This is a genomic window from Aquimarina algiphila (genome assembly GCF_947494415.1).
Taxonomy (GTDB): domain Bacteria; phylum Bacteroidota; class Bacteroidia; order Flavobacteriales; family Flavobacteriaceae; genus Aquimarina; species Aquimarina algiphila.
Genome location: NZ_CANLVC010000006.1, coordinates 361,297 through 381,185 on the forward strand (window position 1 = coordinate 361,297; position 19,889 = coordinate 381,185).

Genomic DNA, 19,889 nt, shown 5'->3' on the forward strand with positions numbered 1-19,889 from the left:
ATTTATTGAGAAATATTTAATTTGAATAATGATGGAAGGCTATTTTTTATATAATTTTTTACCTGCCTCATAATATTTATCTCCGTCTATCCAAAAAGGAGTTTTTGGATTATTAGCAATATTTCTACATGCTAAAACATAAGATTGAAAAAACTTCAATAAATATTCATAATCCAAAGTATCAGGATTATCAGTAACTTGATGATAATATTTGGTGATTTCTTCATCAAAAGCGGTAAATCCCATACTAAATGTTGGAGCAGGAATACCTTTTGCAGCAAAATTTACATTATCTGACCGGTCAAATAATCCTTGTTCAGGAGCAGGATCATCAATTGCTTTTAGTCCAAATTTGGCAGCAGCATCTACAATATCTTTTTCTGCAGTTGTCCTACCTAAACCAACTATAGTAGCAATGGTAGTATCATTATAGCCTCCGTTATCACTATTAAAGCAATATACCATTTGATCTAGTGGAATAACAGGATGTTCTACATACCATTTGCTACCTAAAAGACCTTTTTCTTCACCTGTAAAGAGAATAAAAAGAGCGGATCTTTTGGTTGTGTATTTTGCAATGTTTTTGGCCGCAGAAAGGACAGTAACAGTTCCTACTGCATTATCTCGTGCTCCATTGTATATAGAATCATTTTCTACCGCTTTTCCGATACCTACATGATCATAATGTGCAGAATAAATAACATACTCATCTTTAAGTTTAGGATCTGACCCTTCTACCATACCAACAACATTTTGTGAAAAGCTATTCGTTTTTTTAATTCCTTCAACTACAATCTCAATATCTAATTCTTTATTTGTAGAAAAGAGTTTACTTATTTCTTCAGTTTTGTCATTGATCCAGGTATGAGAAAAAGTATCCGAATTATTTTTATCATCAATATTCATTTTCTCCCCGTTAAAGTAATGATCCATCCTAGTCCAAATAGGAGCTTTAACATTGCAAAGTTCAATTATACCTAGAGCACCATTGTCTTTGGCAAGAGCCATTTTATGAGCTCTCATTGAAAAAGCAGACATCGTATTTTTATTATCCTTAGTACCTACAATAGCAACTATATATTTGCCTTTTACATCAATATCACCATAATTTTCTTTCATTCCATAATCCAGAAAAACGGCTTTTCCTTTGTAATTAGTATTTACTTTAGTAACTGTTAGGATATCATCTAATTCGATATCTCCTATTTTAATTTTGGTTTTTGTAGCGCTGGAGATTTTATTCAATTTTACTTTTTGGAAGTAGGTGTTGCTATCGGGAACTGTTTTTACACCGTAACCTCTAAGTATATTAGCCAAATATTGAGCAGCAATTTTGTTTTCAGGGGATCCAGTTTGCCTTCCTTTTAATTCGTCAGAAGCTAAAAAATAAATATGACCTTCGATTTCACTTTTAGAAACAGTGGATTTTACTTTGTCAATATCATTCTGTGCAGTAATAGAAAATGTAAAAAGTAATAGTAGTATTGTTAGAATATGTTTTTTCATGTGTAAAGAGATATAATATGTTATGAAAACGAATATATGTGATATGAATTTAAGGAATATCTACTCTCTTCAAAGATAATAAATGTTCGCGATTACAACTTTTGCAATAAAGGAGAAGTTGTTTTTGGTTTCAATTATCCAAAACAAATGTTAATTCTGATTTCTTCAAAGGTCGATTCGTTAGAATCTTTTGCAAAATATACTAACTTTAACATATGAAAAAGAAAAAAGATTTTTTTAAAAAGGGCTTTACCTTTAAAGCCTACGAAGCTCCAGAACAATCTCCTTTTGATAAGCTTTTTGATATTTTTCAGGAAATTATTACACATACTTCTGGTGATCTAGATGAAGCTTTGGATTGGATGAAAGAGTTAGATAAAGAATATGAATTAACTGATGAAGAATATACATTAGATGATTTTGTAGAAGACCTAAAGAAGAAAGGATATATTCGTGAAGAAGTTGATAAAAATGGTAAAGGAGGAATGTCGATTACTGCCAAAACAGAACAGGCCATTCGAAAAAGGGCGTTGGATCAGATTTTTGGAAAATTGAAGCGAAGTGGAGCAGGCAATCACAGAACAAACTATATCGGTAGAGGGGATGAACATTCTGGAGAATTTCGAAATTATCAATACGGAGATTCCTTGGAACGAATATCGATGACAGAAAGTTTAAAAAACGCTCAAATTAATCATGGTATCGGGGACTTAAATCTTACCGAAGAAGACCTCGTTGTTGAAGAAACACAGTTTAAAGCTCAAATGAGTACGGTATTAATGATAGATATTAGCCATAGTATGATTTTATATGGAGAAGATCGAATTACACCTGCAAAAAAAGTAGCTATGGCACTGGCCGAATTAATTACTACACGATACCCTAAAGATACATTAGATATATTAGTTTTTGGTAATGATGCCTGGCCTATTGCTATTAAAGATTTGCCATACTTACAAGTTGGACCCTATCACACTAATACTGTAGCGGGCCTACAATTAGCAATGGATATGCTGCGAAGAAAACGTAATACCAACAAGCAGATTTTTATGATAACAGACGGTAAACCTAGTTGTTTAATAATGCCAGATGGACAGTATTACAAAAATAGTAATGGTTTAGATAGACATATTGTAAATAAGTGCTATATGATGGCTCAACAAGCCAGAAAGTTACATATTCCGATTACTACATTTATGATCGCTCAAGATCCTTATTTGATGCAATTTGTAAGAGAATTTACGTATGCAAATCAAGGAAAAGCATTTTATACTGGATTAAAAGGATTAGGAGAAATGATTTTTGAAGATTATGAAACTAATAGAAAAAAAAGAATCAAAGGATAATATTATACCATTAGAAAATACTACTAAAAAGAAAAAGAAAAATTTCGAAATAGATGAAAATTGAAAAAATAAATACGCTGGGTCAATTAAAAAAAGAAGGATATAAAAGTATTTCCATTAAAGATGAACTTAGAAATAACCTGAGGACAAAAATTGGCAATAAAGAAAAAACCTTTACAGGAATTCATGGTTATGAAAATACTGTGATTCCCGAATTAGAAAGAGCAATTCTTTCCAGGCATAATATTAATTTACTAGGTCTAAGAGGTCAGGCAAAAACTCGTTTGGCAAGACAAATGATTAATTTGTTAGATGAATGGATTCCTATTGTAGATGGATCAGAAATTAATGATGATCCTTTTAATCCTATTTCTAGATATGCGACTAATTTAATTGAAGAAAAAGGGGAGGATACCCCAATTAGCTGGTTACATAGATCAGAACGTTTTTCAGAGAAACTAGCTACTCCAGATGTCACCGTAGCAGATATTATAGGGGATGTGGATCCTATTAAAGCGGCTAACCTAAAATTAAGTTATGCCGATGATAGAGTAATTCATTTTGGGATGATTCCCAGAGCAAATAGAAGTATTTTTGTAATCAATGAATTACCAGATTTACAAGCACGTATTCAGGTAGCATTATTTAATATTTTGCAAGAAGGTGATATCCAGATTAGAGGATTTAAGCTGAGGTTACCTCTAGATATGCAATTTGTATTTACCGCAAATCCAGAAGATTATACTAATCGGGGAAGTATAGTAACACCATTGAAGGATAGGATTGGATCGCAAATCTTAACACATTATCCTGAAACAATAGAAGTGGCAAAAACAATAACACAACAAGAAGCTAAGCTTGATGAGAGGCAAGCGGATTTGGTGTATGTACCGAATATAGCAAAAGACATATTAGAACAGATTAGTTTTCAAGCGAGAGAAAGTGAATTTATTGATCATAAAAGTGGTATAAGTGCAAGGATGAGTATTACTGCTTATGAAAATTTATTAAGTACAGCAGAATATCGAGCTTTGCAATCTGGAGATAGTACCACTTTATTGCGTTTGAGTGATTTTATAGGTATTATTCCTGCAATCACTGGTAAAGTAGAGTTAGTATATGAAGGGGAGCAGGAGGGAGCTGCATCTGTAGCACATTCTTTGATAGCAGATGCAATAAAAACATTGTTCCCGGATTATTTTCCTAATATAGAAAAACTAGAAAAGGAAGATTATGAAAGCCCTTATCAGGAATTAATTAATTGGTTTTTTGAAGAAAGCGGGTTTGAATTATTGGATGATGTATCAGACGCAACATACAAGGAGAAACTAGATGTAATAGCACCACTTAATGATCTAATCATAAAATATCAACCAGAATTGAGTAAAGAAGATAGCTATTTTATGAAAGAGTTCTTATTGTGGGGATTAGTAGAATATAAAAAACTAAGCAAATACAGGCTGTCAGAAGGATTTAGGTTTAAAGATCTTTACGGGAGTTATATCAGTGGTTTATAGTATATACTTACCACCAAACAACAAAGAATCGTTCATAAGAATCTTCATTTTCTTTCATCCAAAGAAGTGGAGATTTTTTTTGTAAAAGAGGGGTTTGTATTTGTGGTAAGATTTCTTCAAAAGAAAACCATGTATTACAATATTTTGGATTAGAAATCCAATCTTTTTTTTGTGGTATATAGAATTGATAATTACCATATTGTTCATCAGTAAAAGCATTTGATTTTTCCCAAAAACCAACAATACAGTCATTGTTTATTATAGGGAAAGTGTGATGTTTTAGCGTAATAGGAACAAACAAATATGATATAAAACAAGCTTGTTGATTGATTTTTGATACATCAAGCTGCAGGTTTTCTAAAATAGGTTTGGTTTCTTTTTTATACAGTAGAGGAAACTGTTTTAAAGTTAGTTTTTTTACTTTTTGGAGTAATGAATCTTTTCTATTTGGACCAATCCAAGTCTCAAGTCCATCTCCTAGAGTAGTGTCATAAAGATAAAATTTACAAACTAATTCTATATGTAATACTTTGTTTTGTTGAAGATCTTTAACGATAAAATCTAACTCTCCTATTGTAATTTTATGATCGAATACCTGAATGTTTTTTGCAAGAAGATCATATCGATCGGATGAAGTTATACAATATTCAAAAAAGTGCTCTACGCGTTTTCCTAAAACCTCATTTTCCCCAATATTAATTTGTACAATTTCAGGATGAATAGCATTTTTGATTAATTCTTCAAAATTAAAAATAGAGAATTCATATGATGTCCCACTATTCCATAAAGAAGTACTGTTTAAAAAACTCAGGTACTGATGTTTGAGAGACATCTAGGTCAATTTTGATTTGGTAAATACAGAAAAGTACTTGTTAATAATTGGCTTTAAGATTTTTCTATCTACAGGTTTAGAGACAAAATCATCACATCCAGCCTCTAATGCTTTTTCTATATCTTCTTCTGTTGAATATGCCGTTTGTGCAACTATAGGAAGACCAGGTCTCATTTTTTTTATTTTCCTTGTCGCAGTATATCCATCCATGATAGGCATTCTTATATCCATTAATACTAAATCAATAAGAGTATTATTCTCACAAATATCTACAGCTTCTTTACCATTTTCAGCACGATGAATAACAAATTTATATCCTTTCATTTTTGATAAAATGGTTTTAAGAAATAAGAAGTTAATGTCTCCATCTTCGACAATTAAAATAACCTGCTTGATTGGGATATCCATTTTCACTTCAGAAGTATCAGAAACAGTATCTTTATTAGGATCAATGATAGGCTGATAGGGAATTGTTAATTTAAAAGTAGATCCTTTATTGAGCATCGACGTGAATGAAATATTTCCATGAATCAATTTTGCGTTTTTTAAAGCAATGGATAATCCTAATCCAAGTCCGTCATAGCTTTTTGTTACTTCTTTTTCAGATTGAGAAAAATTTCTAAAGATTAATTCCTGGTCTTGTGGTTTAATACCAATACCGGTATCAATAATCTTAATAAGGATTTGATTATCTATAATTTCACAAGAGATTTCAATAATACCTTTGTTTGTAAATTTGATCGCATTATCAATAATGTTATATAAAATTTTATTGATTTTTAACTTATCCATTAATATAATTCCTTGATCATCAGTCAGAGAATTATTAAGGTAAATTGCAATATTTTTAAGGATGGCTTTGCTTTGAAAATTTGAGAATAGTTTTTGCAATAGATCATTAAGATTCATTTCTTCAAAACGAACCTCGACCTGATTGGTTTCTAATTTTGATATTTCAATAATATCATCTATTATATTGATGAGTTGATTGCTACTATCTATAATAATTTTTGAATATTCTTTTTGTTTCTCGGGAGTGATTTTTGGATCATTAATTAATTCTGAAAAACCAATAATACCATTCATTGGGGTACGTACTTCATGAGAAATATTATGAATAAATGCTGTTTTTAATTTGTTACTTTCTTCTGCACGTTCTTTTGCTATATTCAATTCTTTGGTTTTTTGTCTAATTAAGTACTTAAGATATCGATTAAGTAGAAGAATTATAATAAGAGAAAGAAGGATAATCCCTGTAAGTATTATCCAAAAACTTGGTTTTTTATAAAATGGAATAATTGCATGATATAACCAGCTGTCAAAAATAATTTCCTTTTCATCATCGGTTATGCTTTTGGTGGTTTTTGAAAAAATTTGATTAAGTATCTCATTGTCTTTCTGCACCGCAATGCTAGGAGTATAATTGTATTTTGTCTCAGAAACTATTTTAAGATTATCCAGATTTTCTGTATTAATCAAATAATTAGCGACTGCTTTAGGACCAATGTAGGCATGGTACTTTCCTGAACTTACTTGCCGTAAACAAGTAATACCATCAATTTCTGTCGAAACAATAAGGTTTTTTTCTTTTTCTTTAAGAATTTCATGTATGCCATAGTCTTTAGGAACTGCTATGGTTTTATCATAAAAATCTTTCAGATTTGATCCATAAGATGAATCTTTTCTAGTTATAATTGAGTAAGGGGACTCAAAAAGTTTAGAATAAAATTCAAGGTAAGAACTACGCTTCTTGGTTTCTTGAATTTCTAATATGATATCAATTTTATTACTTTTTGCATCATTTAATAATCGCTCCCAATTGGTATATAATTTTTTTTGAAACTTATGATCTATTTTGTTCTCGATCAGTGTGAGATAATCGATCAAAATACCATCTATTTTTTCGTTTTCATTAATGAATTGATATGGGGCGTAATATGGAAATACACCAACAGAAATACTATCATTGGCTTGTAACCAATTTTTTTCATCTTCTGTAAGTATTTGAGATTTAGAACAAGAAAAGATACCTATTAAAGCAAGTGATAAAAGAAAAACATATTGTATTTTTTTTGGCATAGTAGTTAGCTAAATATCCATTACTTTTTCTCTCCCTCATTACTAAAGATACTATTTAATAGGAACACTATCAAAAAAAGAACAATCTTATTTTACAAAACGAATACTATCATAGTGTTTTTGAAGAAGTTGATGTTAGATACTTTTTCAGAATTTTACTAGTAATTTTTGGGTCCACAGGTTTTGAAATAAAATCGTCACACCCGGCAGCAAGAGCATTCTTAATATCTTTATTTGTTGAATAGGCGGTTTGTGCGATAACAGGAAGTTCGGGGTGTGATTTTTTAATTAATCTTGTAGCTTCATAACCATCCATTTCAGGCATTTTTATATCCATAAAAACGAGATCTATATCCTTGTTTTTTTTACAAAATGCAACAGCTTCTTTACCATTTTTTGCGCGATGAATAACAAAATTGAAATCCTCCATCTTCATTAATATAGTCTTGAGAAATAAAAAATTGACTTCACCATCTTCTGCAATGAGAATGATATATTCTTTGAGATTTGTTTCTAAAGACTTAGGGGCTGTTTTAAGTCCAAAATTCTTAGAGGTTATAGACGTATAAGGAAGCTCAAGTCTAAACTTAGATCCTTTATCAGGAATGGAAGAAAATGATAATTTGCCTCCCATTAAAGCAGTATTTTCTTTAGCAATAGTTAATCCAAGTCCAAGTCCTCCATATTTTTCGGATATTTGATTTTTTGATTGAGAGAAACTCTTAAATATACGATGTTGGTCTTTTAATTCAATTCCTATTCCAGAATCTCTTACAGTAATAATTAAAGAATCGTTTTGTATTGCACATGAAACTAATATGCCCCCTTTTTTAGTAAATTTGATTGCATTTTGAATAAGACCATTGATGATCTTCTTCAATTTAGATTTATCAATAATGATAAAACGTTGTTGATTTGTAAGATTATTATTAAGAATAAGAGTAATTCCTTTTTTCTTTGCTTTAGCTTCAAAAGTAGAAAAAGTGTTATCTAATAGATAAAAAAGATCAGTTTCTTCGGCATGAATATTAACAAGTTTGGTTTGTAATTCTGAAATCTCGAGTATACTATCCATGCTATGAATTAATTGTCTACTACTGTCTACTATAATATCAATATATTTAGCTTTTTCTGTTGAAGATACCCCGGGTTCTTTTAGGAGTTTAGAGAACCCAATAATACCATTCATCGGAGTACGGATTTCATGTGATATATTATTAATAAAAGCTGTCTTTAATTGATTATCTTTTTCTGCAAGATCTTTTGTAATTCTTAAAGCTTTTGTTTTTTGGCTAACTATATATCCCAAGTAAAAATTAATGCATCCAACACCTATTGCCCCTAATAGCATAAAAAAGAAAAAAGGAAACCAGAAATTTGTCTTCTTATAAAATGGTTTTGTTTCTATATAAAGCCAATTTTCTATTATACTTTGTTTTTCTTCATGAGAGATATTATGAATTGCTTTTTGAATAATAGAATTAAGTATAGTGTTATTCTTGCTTACGGCAATTCCTGGTTTATATGCTAATTCGGTTTCTGAAACAATTTCTAAATTGTTTAAATCCTTATTCTTAATAAGATAATTAATAACAGCTTTTGGACCAATAGATGCATCATATGTTCCTGAATTTAATTTTTGAAGACAAGTCAAATCATTGCCATCTTCAACAAAATTAAACAAAGGATACTTTTGCTTTAAATTTTCAAAAATTGCATAATCTTCTGGAACGGTAATTGTTTTGTCTTTAAAATCACTAATCTTACTTCCATTATAAGTGCCCTTTCTAGCTACAATTACATGTTTTGACCTAAAGGATTCTGCATAAAAGTTTAAATAAGTTTCTCTATTTTTGGTAGATTGCATTTGCATAATAAGATCTACTTCACCGTTTTGTGCATCTTTCATTAATTCTGGCCAATCCAAGTAATATTTTCTTTGAAATTTATAGCCTATTTTTTCTTCTATTAAAGCTACATATTCTACAAAAACACCAACAATAGTGTCGTCATCATTGATGAATTCATAAGGAGGGTAATACGGGAAAGACGCAATGGCAATGCTATCATTTTGTGCTAACCATTTTTTTTCCATATCCGTTAATATCTCTCTCTTAGAACAAGAGAAAAATAGAACTGAACATAGTAAAAAGACAAGGGGGATAAGAAATATTTTCTTATTAGACATTTAAATACAATCTTATAAAACAATGATAGTGATCTTGTTAAAGATAGTATAATGATAATATTTTAAAAAATTTAAGTTGATTATTTATTTATTTCGGTGCCATCAGGGTACAATGCAAACCTACCTTTTGACGGCGAATGTACATGATCATAACCAGACCAAGGCCAGCCTCCAAATTCAGTTTGTTGATATTCTTGGATAGCTTCTCTAATTTCTATTTGACTATTCATAACAAATGGCCCATGTTTTACTACAGGCTCATTAATAGGTTTCCCTTGTAACATTAATAAGTGTCCCTCTGAAGCGGTATTTTTAATAGTTATTTCCTGATCAGATTCTAAAATGATTTCATGATGAACAGGTATAGTATATTCTTCTGTGATAATTTCTTTTCCTTTAAAGAAATATAATGACCTGTTAAGCCCACTAGAAGCTTTTGGAAAAGTGTAGATTGCGTTAGGGGCCATTTTTATAGTCCATATGGCTACTTCGTTTTGAGGATCTGCCGCCCAGGATTCTGGTGCAGGTTCTGGAGCGGTTTTATTATTTAGACTCCCTGCGATTAATGTAATCTCAGTATTATTTTTGTGCTCATCTATTACATTAATTTTTGGAATTTCCTCATTCCACAACATTTTAAAATGAGGCGTCACCATTTTTTTACTTCTGGGAAGATTAAGCCAAATTTGAAATAATAGAAATGGATTTTCTTCTTTTGTATTTAATAATGGAAACATTTCAGAATGTTGTACACCTTTACCTGCTGTCATCCATTGTACATCGCCATTTCCAAAACGTCCTGCAGCTCCTAAGGAATCAGAGTGATCTACTAATCCTTTTTGCACAATAGTAACAGTCTCAAAACCTCTGTGAGGATGTGCGGGAAAACCTGGTATTTTAGTACCATGATACATACGCCATCCATCTTTTGGAGTGAAATCTTGACCAATGTTCCTTCCTTCAAGTGAAGCATCGGGTCCTAATTGTCCATTTCCCTTGGGATATTGATCTTCATGATATGCACAAAATAAAAAAGGGTCACTGGTTTCCCAGGGAAAGCCTAAAGGTTTGATTTTTTTTATAGCACTCATAAGTTAGTATTTTGATCCTTTACTAATGTTAGATGATGATTTGGTTATAAATGCTCTAATGTCCTCATTAGCCTGAATTAGATCCTCATTACGTAGATACATCATATGTCCGCTACGGTATCCTTTAAAACTAAGACGATTGGTAAGTTTTCCGTTAGCGTTTAATTGCCACATAACATATTTAGCATTAAAATAAGTGGTTGCTCCATCATAATAACCAGATTGTATCATGGTATGAAGATTGGCATTCATTGCCATTGCTTTTCGTAAATTTTCTCCGGTACGATTACCTTTACTTCTGTCCCAGGGTCTAACCGGACCAAACATATTGTATTTTAAATCTGTTTTAAATTTTAGTTCCTGGCTGTAGTAATAGTTTATAGCTGGAGTAAATGCATGAAGCCACGAGGTCAATTCACTATTGTAGTCTGGGTTCTCTCCGGCTTCTTTGATATCCATTCCTTTATAACGAGAATCTAACCTACCAATCGTATATCCTTCCTTGTCGCGCAAAAGATCTTTCCAAAAATAAGATTTTGGTACTTCTAGATTATGTTGACGAATTGTTTTTTTGGAAAGACCAGAATAGTAGGACATCTTAGCAATTACTTCTTCTTTTTTAGAAGTATCAAGATATCCACTTTTTATGATTGATGGTAATAACTCATTGATTGTATATTGTTCGACTTCTGGTAAAACCTCTAATAAATCTTTGCTTTGAAGTTCTGAAGGAAGCATTTTATGATACCATGCAGCGGCAGTAAAATAAGGAAGGCGATTCGCCACTTCTACTGGGCCAGCAAATTTGAAACCAATTTCGGTGGGAGAGACCAATATCACCCCGTTAAGATACATCCATTGACGATTTTGAAGTTCTAGAGCTAAACCAGAAACCCTTGTGGTTCCATAGCTCTCTCCTATAAGATATTTTGGAGATCTCCAACGATTATTTCGAGTAACAAAGGTATTGATCCAATCTGCAAGATATTTTACATCTTTATTTACTCCGAAAAACAATTTTTTATCAGGCATTTTTCCATCCTCACCTGGGGTCATTCTAGAATATCCTGTATTTACAGGATTTACAAATACAATATCTGCAACATCTAGTACAGAATTTGGATTAGATTTAATACCGTATGGTTGTATAGGGAATCCTTCATTATCAATTTTAAGAATACGTGGACCGGTATATGCGATATGCATCCAAACTGAAGCAGAACCAGGGCCTCCATTGAACGATATCAATAATGGTCGGTTTTCATCATTTTTGACATCTGATTTTTTATAATAGGTATAGCACAGAGATGCAATTGGCATTCCGGCTTCATTCCATACAGGCTGAAAACCAACAGTTGCGGTATAAGGAATTGTTTTTCCTTTTATCGTGGTGCTATGTGAAGTGACTATGGTTGTATCAATAGGAGTTTTTATATGCTGAGCTTCTGCAGAAATTGAAAAAACAAATACAATTGATAATAAAGAAAATATGGTTTTCATTTTGAAATATAATAATGGTTATCCCTAATTTTTACTAGCATTTTGAGCAATTTCCTGAAGTTTTTCATCAATCATCTCTTTTGTGATTAATTTCCCTTGCAGTATTACACCAAAAACTTGCATTAAGGCTTTACTGTTTTCTAACGGATTAGAATCCAGTAATACGATATCGGCTTCTAATCCTTCCTTAATTTGCCCAAAAGTATCTTCCTGATCAAAAAAACGAGCTGGATTGATGGTTCCTGATTGTAATATCTCTAATGGTGTTAACCCGGCCTCTGCCATTCCATTTATTTCATGATGAATAGAAAACCCCGGAACATTAAATAATTGAGGAGCATCAGAACCCAATAGGATTCTATTTCCACCACTAAGCTTTTTAAGTAGTTTTCTTCTTATGGTATTAAATTGTTGCCATTGCGCTTCATTAAAATTAGGATTATCCTCGGTGTACTGAGCTTTTCTTTGTTTCCAGTTTTGTAATGTAGATGCTGGCATATATTTCATTTCAGGATCTTGTAGTAATTCTTCTGCAGAAATAGGGGCAAACCACCTTTCGAATAAACTTTGCGTGGGAACAATCCAAATATTATTATTGTTAGCGAATTGAACTAATTCATCTATTTTTGATTCATCTGCTAAAGGTGTGAAGTTATACCCAAAAAATCCATTATCCTCAGGATTTACATTTTCTGAATCTGGTACCAATCCTTCTAGAAAACCATCAATATGATCAATTGAAGCGTATTTACTTTCTATAGCATGTCGTATTCCTACATCAACAGGGACATGTCCAGAAAATGGAATACCTACTTCGTTTGCAGTCTTTACAAGTTGATCAAATACTTCTAATGTAATTCCTGGATGTATTTTTAAGAAATCATACCCTTCTTTTTGATATGCCGTTATTTTGTTTATAGCTTCTTCTTTAGTTTTAATGGAGTTACCATTAAGAGATGGGCTTGATGTATAAATTCTTGGACTTTGTATGTTGCTTGCTTTGGCTTTTTCTCTTAATTCTAAATGATAAGGATGTCCCAACATTCCTCGTATGGTTGTAATTCCATTAGAAAGATATAAGAAGAGAACTTCCTCAATACGTTCTTTAGATGATGATGTTGGCTGAGGAATATGAGCATGCATTTCTGCTAGCCCCGGGATAAGATATTTTCCAGTAGCGTTAATTTTGGTAAGATACCCTTCTGGATTTTCAATGGTATCAGAAATTCTTTTAATTTTTCCAGAGTCAATTACTATATGTTGCCTTTCTAGAACAGTACCTTTGACAACATCAATAATATTTGCATCTGTAATTAGAATGGCGGTTTTACTTACTTGCTTTTGTGGCTGAGCACATGATACAATAAGCAAAGTTAGAAGTATGAAAAGTGAATTTTTCATTTTTTTGTGTTTTACAATTTTTTAAAGCGGACTGCCTCTTCGCTTGTAAATTTACTTTTGAAAGAGAAGGCATAGGGTGTTTCACCATGTTCCTGTAAATGATATAATCTCTCTTTGGCTTCTTCGGGGGAAGGTTGGTGACCTTCTTCGATATACCAGAATGCCATATGCATACGAGGCATTTTATGAAACCATTCTTTTTTACGCTTTAAGATCTCTGAATGTGCTGTGTTATAAACAAAATCAAATAATGTTTCTGCATTTTCCCAAACAGACATATTAATGATTAAAAAAAGATTATCAAATACTGTAATTGCAGTGGCATTACCTTCGTCTCCTTTAAGCCTCCAGACAAAACCTTTGCTTTGTTCTGCCAATGCATTTATACGGTCTAGATTATTTACAAAATCTTCCATGATAGGATCATTTATTGGAGCTAGCATTTCTGCGATGTTTACTTGAGCAAGTTGCATAGGTATAGTGTTTTTTAATTATGTCCGATATGACAACCACATCCTGGGCGCATAAAACTTTGAGATTCTTTATGCCAAGGAAAAGCTTGACTATAGTTCGCATTCTCCCACCAGAATTTACTTCTGTTTTTGGTAGTATTTCCTATTTCATTCATGGTATCCGTATCAAATAACCTACCATTGACCATGGTATATTTTACCGTTTCAGTATTTCTAATATTTTCTAAAGGGTTTTTATCCAATACAATTAAATCTGCTAACTTTCCTTCTTTAAGGGAACCAATATCGTTTCCAGCTCCTATATATTGTGCACCATTTAAGGTTGCGGCTCTTAAAGCTTCTAAGTTTGTCATTCCGCCTTGTTGAAGCATCCATAATTCCCAATGTGCTCCAAGACCTTGTAATTGACCATGTGCTCCCAAGTTAACCTTTACTCCTTCATCACTTAAAGCCTTACAGGTTTTTGAAACAAGAATATGTCCGTTTTCATATTCTTCATCTGGTACCATAGTTCTGTGTCTAGCACGTGCGTCAACAATAGCTCTGGGGGTATATTTAAGTAATTTTTCATTTTCCCAAACATTATCTTTTTGATAGAAGTAATATTCTCCATTCATACCTCCATAGTTTACAATTAATGTTGGAGTATATCCTGTCTTACTTCTTTTCCACAATTCATTTACATCTTTATATACAGGTGCTACAGGAATATTATGTTCTACTCCGGTATGTCCATCCATAATCATACTCATATTATGATAAAAGGTAGAACCTCCTTCTGGAACAACATTGATTTGAAGTTCTCTGGCTGCTTGTATTACCTGCTGACGTTGATCTCTTCGAGGTTGATTATAGCTTTTTACAGATTTGGCTCCAAACGCCTTGGTTCTACGGATTGAAGATCGTGCATCTTCTAATGAATTTACGACAGCTTTAAAATCTCCATCTGCACCATATAAAATAATTCCGGTAGAGTAGAGGCGAGGACCTACCATTTGACCATTTCGTATCATTTCAGACATGGTAAATATTGATTCTGTATTGGCAGAAGGGTCATGAGATGTGGTTACTCCAAAAGCAAGGTTCGCATATAATTGCCAGTGCTTCTGGGTTGTTAATCCGTATCTAAATCCTCCAACATGAGCATGAGCATCTACAATACCAGGCATAATCGTTTTGCCTTTTACATCATATACTTTTGCATCTCCAGGAACAGATATTTCAGAAACGTCACCTATTTTTTCAATACGGTTATTTCTTATAATGATTGTACCATTTTCTATGACCTGATCGCCTTCCATTGTAATTATTCTGGCATTAGTAAATGCAGTTCGACCTTGTGGTACATCGGTTTTTACTTTTAAATCAATTTTGATCCCATTATCCGTAATATCACCAACTTTTTCAGGAGAATCAGGTAAGAATGTAAAACGATCTTTTATATCATTAGAAAAATATTCATCACCTAATGTCCAGAATACTTTTTTACTATCCTTTGACCAATGAAGATTTACACCTGCATCTTTAGTAATCTGAGATACGGGTACAGATTTAGATTTATTATCGAGATCTACTTCTTTTCCATTGATCACCAAAGGAGCTACAAAAGCTTTATGTAAATTCGTAAATGCTATCCATTTGTTATCCGGACTAGGTACTAATCGATTTGCATATTTGGATTTGACATGTGTTTTTTTATCCTTTCCGTTTAAATCCACAGATTTTAGTTCCTTTGTAAGACTCCCAAAATATGTACCTCCAGTTTGATAAAAAACCCTTTTTCCATTAGCAGAAAACATAGGATATTCACCTTCATCTGTTATTAACTTTGCAATACCTCCAGAAGAAGACATAGTATATATCCCTGTGTTTTTTGTAAAACTCAATCCTTGATCACTATTTCCATTTTCTTTCCTAAAAGTGATCAAACTATTGGTAGAATTAAATACAGGGGTTCTATAAATCCCTTTTTTTGTCGTAAGCTTAGCAGGTGTTCCTCCTGACAATGGAATTTTACTTATTCCGCCTAAATTCTCATCATTCCAGGTGACATAAACGATATATTGTCCATCAGTAGAAAAGCTAGGTTCGAATTCAAAATCAGCAGACTGAGTTGTAAGCCGTTGAGGTTTGCCTTTGGGTAAATGTTTACTCCATAATTGCCCAAGAGCACTAAATACCAGTGTTTTGCCATCGGGAGAAGTTACTACATTACGAATTACCTTTGCAGTAAATTCATCTGGAGATACCGGAGCATTAAAATGTAATGTCTCTGCGATTTTAATGTTGGCATCTACTGAAAATGGAATATTAGCTATTTCCTGAGTCTCAATATTAATTTTATTAATTTTCCCGCCAGACCAGAAAACAATTTCTTTATTATCAGGTGTCCAGCTAAAATTAGGATAGGTGCCAAAAATTGCCCAGGCTTGTTGTTGATCTTTATTAAGTTTGTCATAAATAGGCCATTCTTCTCCTGTTTCCAGGTTATGAATGTACAATACAGTTTTTGTTCGTACTCTTTTTATAAATGCTAATTTCTTTCCATCTCGAGATACTTGTGGTCTCGCTGCTCCTCCTGGCCCTCCTGTAACTGTTATGGTTTTCCCAGTTTCGAAATCGTATCTTTTAATAGCATAGATTTGTTTGTTGGCATCTTTGTTATATTGAAAGAATCCACCGGGATACATATCTTCACTGTAATACATATATTTACCATCAGGAGTGATATTGGGTTCATTGACGTCTTGTTGGTCATTTTTTCTTTTGGTAAGCTGTATTCCAGAACCACCTGTGATATGATATTGCCACATTTCTCCAGCACCTAATGAACGTTGAGAAGTAAAATGTTTTCTTGCAATAAGATAATTACCATCAGGCATCCAGGTAGCATTGTTTAATAATCTAAAACTTTCTTTAGTAATTTGTTTTGCATTACTACCATCTCGGTTCATCACCCATATATTATCACCGCCTCCTGCATCACTGGAAAAGGAAATTTTCTTTCCATCTGGACTAAAACGTGGTTGTACTTCAAAAGGAATTCCTGTACGTAATACTTTTGCTTTTCCTCCAGAAAAGGGGATACTATAAATATCCCCTAAAAGGTCAAAAATAATGGTTTTTCCATCTGGACTTACATCTAGATTCATCCAGGTACCTTCATCAGTATTAAATTTGTGGTCTTTATAATTAAATTCTCCTTTGGGATTAGAAACATCCCATTTTTCTTCTTCTTTTTTATCTTTTTTGTCTTTTTTGTCTTTCTGAGCCTGAGTAGTTGTTACAATTAATAATCCCAATATCAAGAAAGAGATAATGTGTTTGTGCATGATTCGTAGTTTATGTAATCCGAAAATAAGGATTTATCACATAAAATATCTTAAAGTGTTGTTAATGCAATTTTAGTAACTAAAGGAATCCTAAATCCTATTTTTTTCATCTTCAATTCCGGTTTTACGCTTTCTGGATTTTTTTACTTCTTTACTTCCAAAGTTATACGTCAAATTAAAACGAACCTGTCTACTATCCCATCCTCCATTACCTCGTATTGATAGATCTCCAAATCGTGTATCTCCATGCCAGGGAGAGGTGTATAAAATATCATTAAATGCTAAGCGGGCAGTCAATTTATCAGAGAAAAAACGTTTTTGGAAGGCTAGATTTAAGGAGCCTAAACTTTTAATTTGGTAAGTCCCTCCCCAGATAGATGGAGAATTAAACCATCCAGAGATTTCCATTTTATAACCTTTTGGCAATGAAAAAGTATTTTGACCATATAGACTTAAGGTATTTTGAGATACAGAAACAAAATCTTGATTAGTGGCTTCAAAAATACTTCTATATGCATTAAGACTATAGTATACACTCCACCAGTTATTAATTTTGGTAGGATAAGATATACTAAGGTTAATAATTTTTTGGTCTGCTACATTTCTGGTGATTATAAAATTTTGATCCTCGCCTTGTGCTTCAGTTACTTGTGCAAAATAATCTCCTACAAAACTATAACTTATAGCAGTTGTTAATCTATAATTGTGTGTATGTGATAATTTTATATTATCTGTATATTGAGGTTGTAAAAACGGGTTTCCTTTTCTAAACGATAATTCATTAAGTTTAAATTCGAAAGGATTTAGGTTTTGATAATTAGGACGTTGTATTCTTCGACTATAGGTTAATGCAATAGAATTTTTTTGATTCATTTGGTAAGTAATACCACCACTAGGAAAAAAATCAGTATAATCTCTTTTAACCCTATCATCGCCTGTATCCTGACGGCTAAATAACTGCCCGTCCGATTTTGTTTGTTCTACACGTAGACCAAATTGTAAATTAATTTTTTTGAATTTACGATTGTAATTAAAATAGGCAGCATATATCTCTTCATCATATGTAAAATCATTACTTTGATCAAGATTAATAATATCCTGACCACTTATTCTATCAAAAAAATCAAACCCGTTTTCAGTATCTATATTAGAATATTTAATACCAAGTCCCAATTTTCCTTTAAGAAAATTTTGTTCATAATCTGCTTTTGAAGTAAAAATAGTAATGTCTATCGGAGTACTAAAAAAATTGGTTGTTTCGCTTTGTAATTCGGTTTCATCTCCGTTAAAATATTGATTAGGCTGTAAGTTTGTTCGATCATTATTATATTGTCCATAATCCAAATCGATATTCATACTATATCCCAGGGTATCGCTATAACGGTAGTTTGCATTGGCATATAGGTTACTGGTTTGTGTATCAGAATCACTACCTGCAATTAAAACTTGCTCGGGGTTACTATTACCTTGACGAATAATTGGTGTTCTGGAATCAGTATCTGATATTACATTGTTAAAATTTCCGGTAAGAATAATACCAAAAGTAGATTTTTTATTAGCAAAGTAATCATATCCTAGTTTTAGATTATTACTGTTATTATCATTTACAGTTTCTGATTTGGCATCAAAAATAGTATTGTTTTGTGTTCTAAACAGATCAATAAAACTAAAACTCTTTCCAAAACGATTACTATAGGTTCCGAAGAAGTTTGATTTCTTATTCCTGGTGTTAAAGGAAACAGAACTGGTATATCGAGCAAAGTCACCATAGGTAATACCTGCACTTAGAGAACCATTTGTACCGAGAGTTTTATCTCTTTTTAATTTAATATTGATGATACCTGCATTTCCTTCGGCTTCATATTTTGATGATGGTTGTGTAATAATCTCTATAGCTTCTACATCACTGGATTGAATGGTTTTTAAATAGTTCGTGAGATCCTCTCCTCTAAGTACAGAAGGTTTGTCGTCTATATATATTAAAACTCCGGTTTTTCCTTCTACAATAAGATTATCATTATTATCTACAATAACACCAGGGGCCTTACGCAAAAGCTCATAACCAGATGTTCCGCTGGCACTTAATGTGTTTTGTACATTAAAAACAGTCTTATCTGCCATGACTTGTACGATTGGTTTTTCTGCAACCACAGTAACTTCGTCGAGGCTTTCTGTTTTTATAACAAGACTAATTCTTCCTAAATCTACATCTTCGCCTTGTATTGTAATCAGAGCGGTAGTGTAGTCTGTAAAACCAAGACTTGAAATAATACCCTGATAAGTTCCATCTTTAATGTTTTCAATATTGAATTCTCCTTTGTTATTGGTAATTACTCCCGTAATGAATTCTTTGTTTGAAGATCGAATAAGAGATATTGTGGCAGCATCAACAGGTTTTGATTGCTCATCCAGAACAACACCTTTAATTGTATTTTGTGCTTTACTTATGTTCATCGATAAGAACACAAGAACAATAATTAGAATAAATTTATTACTTTTTCCGTACATGATTGATTATTTTTTTGTTTCGACAAATTTGAAAAATGAAACAATACTAGTCATGTAGAAACCGATGAGTTGACTATTGTCCCGTTAAATGGGAAAAGACAACTCGTCTGGAAATA

12 protein-coding genes are annotated in these 19,889 nt (G+C 32.3%); 2 read left to right on the top strand and 10 right to left on the bottom strand.

What is annotated here, in order from left to right; genetic code table 11:
- Positions 1–39: 39 nt before the first annotated feature.
- The gene (locus PQF96_RS10940) at positions 40–1,506 is read right to left on the bottom strand and encodes a M28 family peptidase (RefSeq protein ID WP_271766102.1); all 1,467 of its coding nucleotides are present in this window, start codon (positions 1,504–1,506) and stop codon (positions 40–42) included.
- Positions 1,507–1,721: 215 nt separating this feature from the next.
- Here PQF96_RS10940 and PQF96_RS10945 point away from each other — a divergent pair, with 215 nt between their 5' ends.
- Together PQF96_RS10945 and PQF96_RS10950 are read left to right on the top strand one after the other, a co-directional pair.
- Complete coding sequence (locus tag PQF96_RS10945) at positions 1,722–2,852, top strand: vWA domain-containing protein (RefSeq protein ID WP_143915144.1); 1,131 nt, start codon at positions 1,722–1,724, stop codon at positions 2,850–2,852.
- Positions 2,853–2,905: 53 nt separating this feature from the next.
- Entirely contained in the window at positions 2,906–4,369 is a 1,464-nt protein-coding gene (locus PQF96_RS10950; RefSeq protein WP_271766104.1) for a magnesium chelatase, read from the top strand.
- Positions 4,370–4,376: 7 nt separating this feature from the next.
- On the opposite strand, the gene PQF96_RS10955 is transcribed toward PQF96_RS10950, so the two are convergent.
- The 9 genes from PQF96_RS10955 to PQF96_RS10995 all read right to left on the bottom strand — a co-directional run bounded on the left by PQF96_RS10955 (position 4,377) and on the right by PQF96_RS10995 (position 19,773).
- Positions 4,377–5,201, bottom strand: a complete 825-nt coding sequence (locus tag PQF96_RS10955) for a DUF1853 family protein (protein WP_271766105.1) — start codon at positions 5,199–5,201, stop codon at positions 4,377–4,379.
- Positions 5,202–7,280, bottom strand: coding sequence for a response regulator (locus PQF96_RS10960; RefSeq protein ID WP_271766106.1), 2,079 nt, complete (start codon positions 7,278–7,280; stop codon positions 5,202–5,204).
- Between the two features lie 109 nt (positions 7,281–7,389).
- The gene (locus PQF96_RS10965; protein WP_271766108.1) at positions 7,390–9,375 is read right to left on the bottom strand and encodes a response regulator; all 1,986 of its coding nucleotides are present in this window, start codon (positions 9,373–9,375) and stop codon (positions 7,390–7,392) included.
- A gap of 173 nt (positions 9,376–9,548) precedes the next feature.
- Positions 9,549–10,559 (bottom strand): pirin family protein, encoded by a 1,011-nt coding sequence (locus PQF96_RS10970; RefSeq protein WP_109434620.1) that lies wholly within the window; start codon positions 10,557–10,559, stop codon positions 9,549–9,551.
- A gap of 3 nt (positions 10,560–10,562) precedes the next feature.
- Positions 10,563–12,059 (bottom strand): S10 family peptidase, encoded by a 1,497-nt coding sequence (locus tag PQF96_RS10975; protein ID WP_271766110.1) that lies wholly within the window; start codon positions 12,057–12,059, stop codon positions 10,563–10,565.
- Positions 12,060–12,083: 24 nt separating this feature from the next.
- Positions 12,084–13,460 carry an amidohydrolase family protein gene (locus tag PQF96_RS10980; RefSeq protein WP_271766112.1) on the bottom strand — a complete coding sequence of 459 codons (1,377 nt, stop codon included), beginning with the start codon at positions 13,458–13,460 and terminating at the stop codon, positions 12,084–12,086.
- An 11-nt stretch (positions 13,461–13,471) separates the two neighbouring features.
- Complete coding sequence (locus PQF96_RS10985; protein ID WP_143915151.1) at positions 13,472–13,933, bottom strand: DUF3291 domain-containing protein; 462 nt, start codon at positions 13,931–13,933, stop codon at positions 13,472–13,474.
- Positions 13,934–13,947: 14 nt separating this feature from the next.
- Positions 13,948–17,265 (bottom strand): amidohydrolase family protein, encoded by a 3,318-nt coding sequence (locus tag PQF96_RS10990; protein ID WP_271766113.1) that lies wholly within the window; start codon positions 17,263–17,265, stop codon positions 13,948–13,950.
- A gap of 90 nt (positions 17,266–17,355) precedes the next feature.
- Positions 17,356–19,773, bottom strand: a complete 2,418-nt coding sequence (locus tag PQF96_RS10995; protein ID WP_271766114.1) for a TonB-dependent receptor domain-containing protein — start codon at positions 19,771–19,773, stop codon at positions 17,356–17,358.
- Between the last annotated feature and the right edge of the window lie 116 nt (positions 19,774–19,889).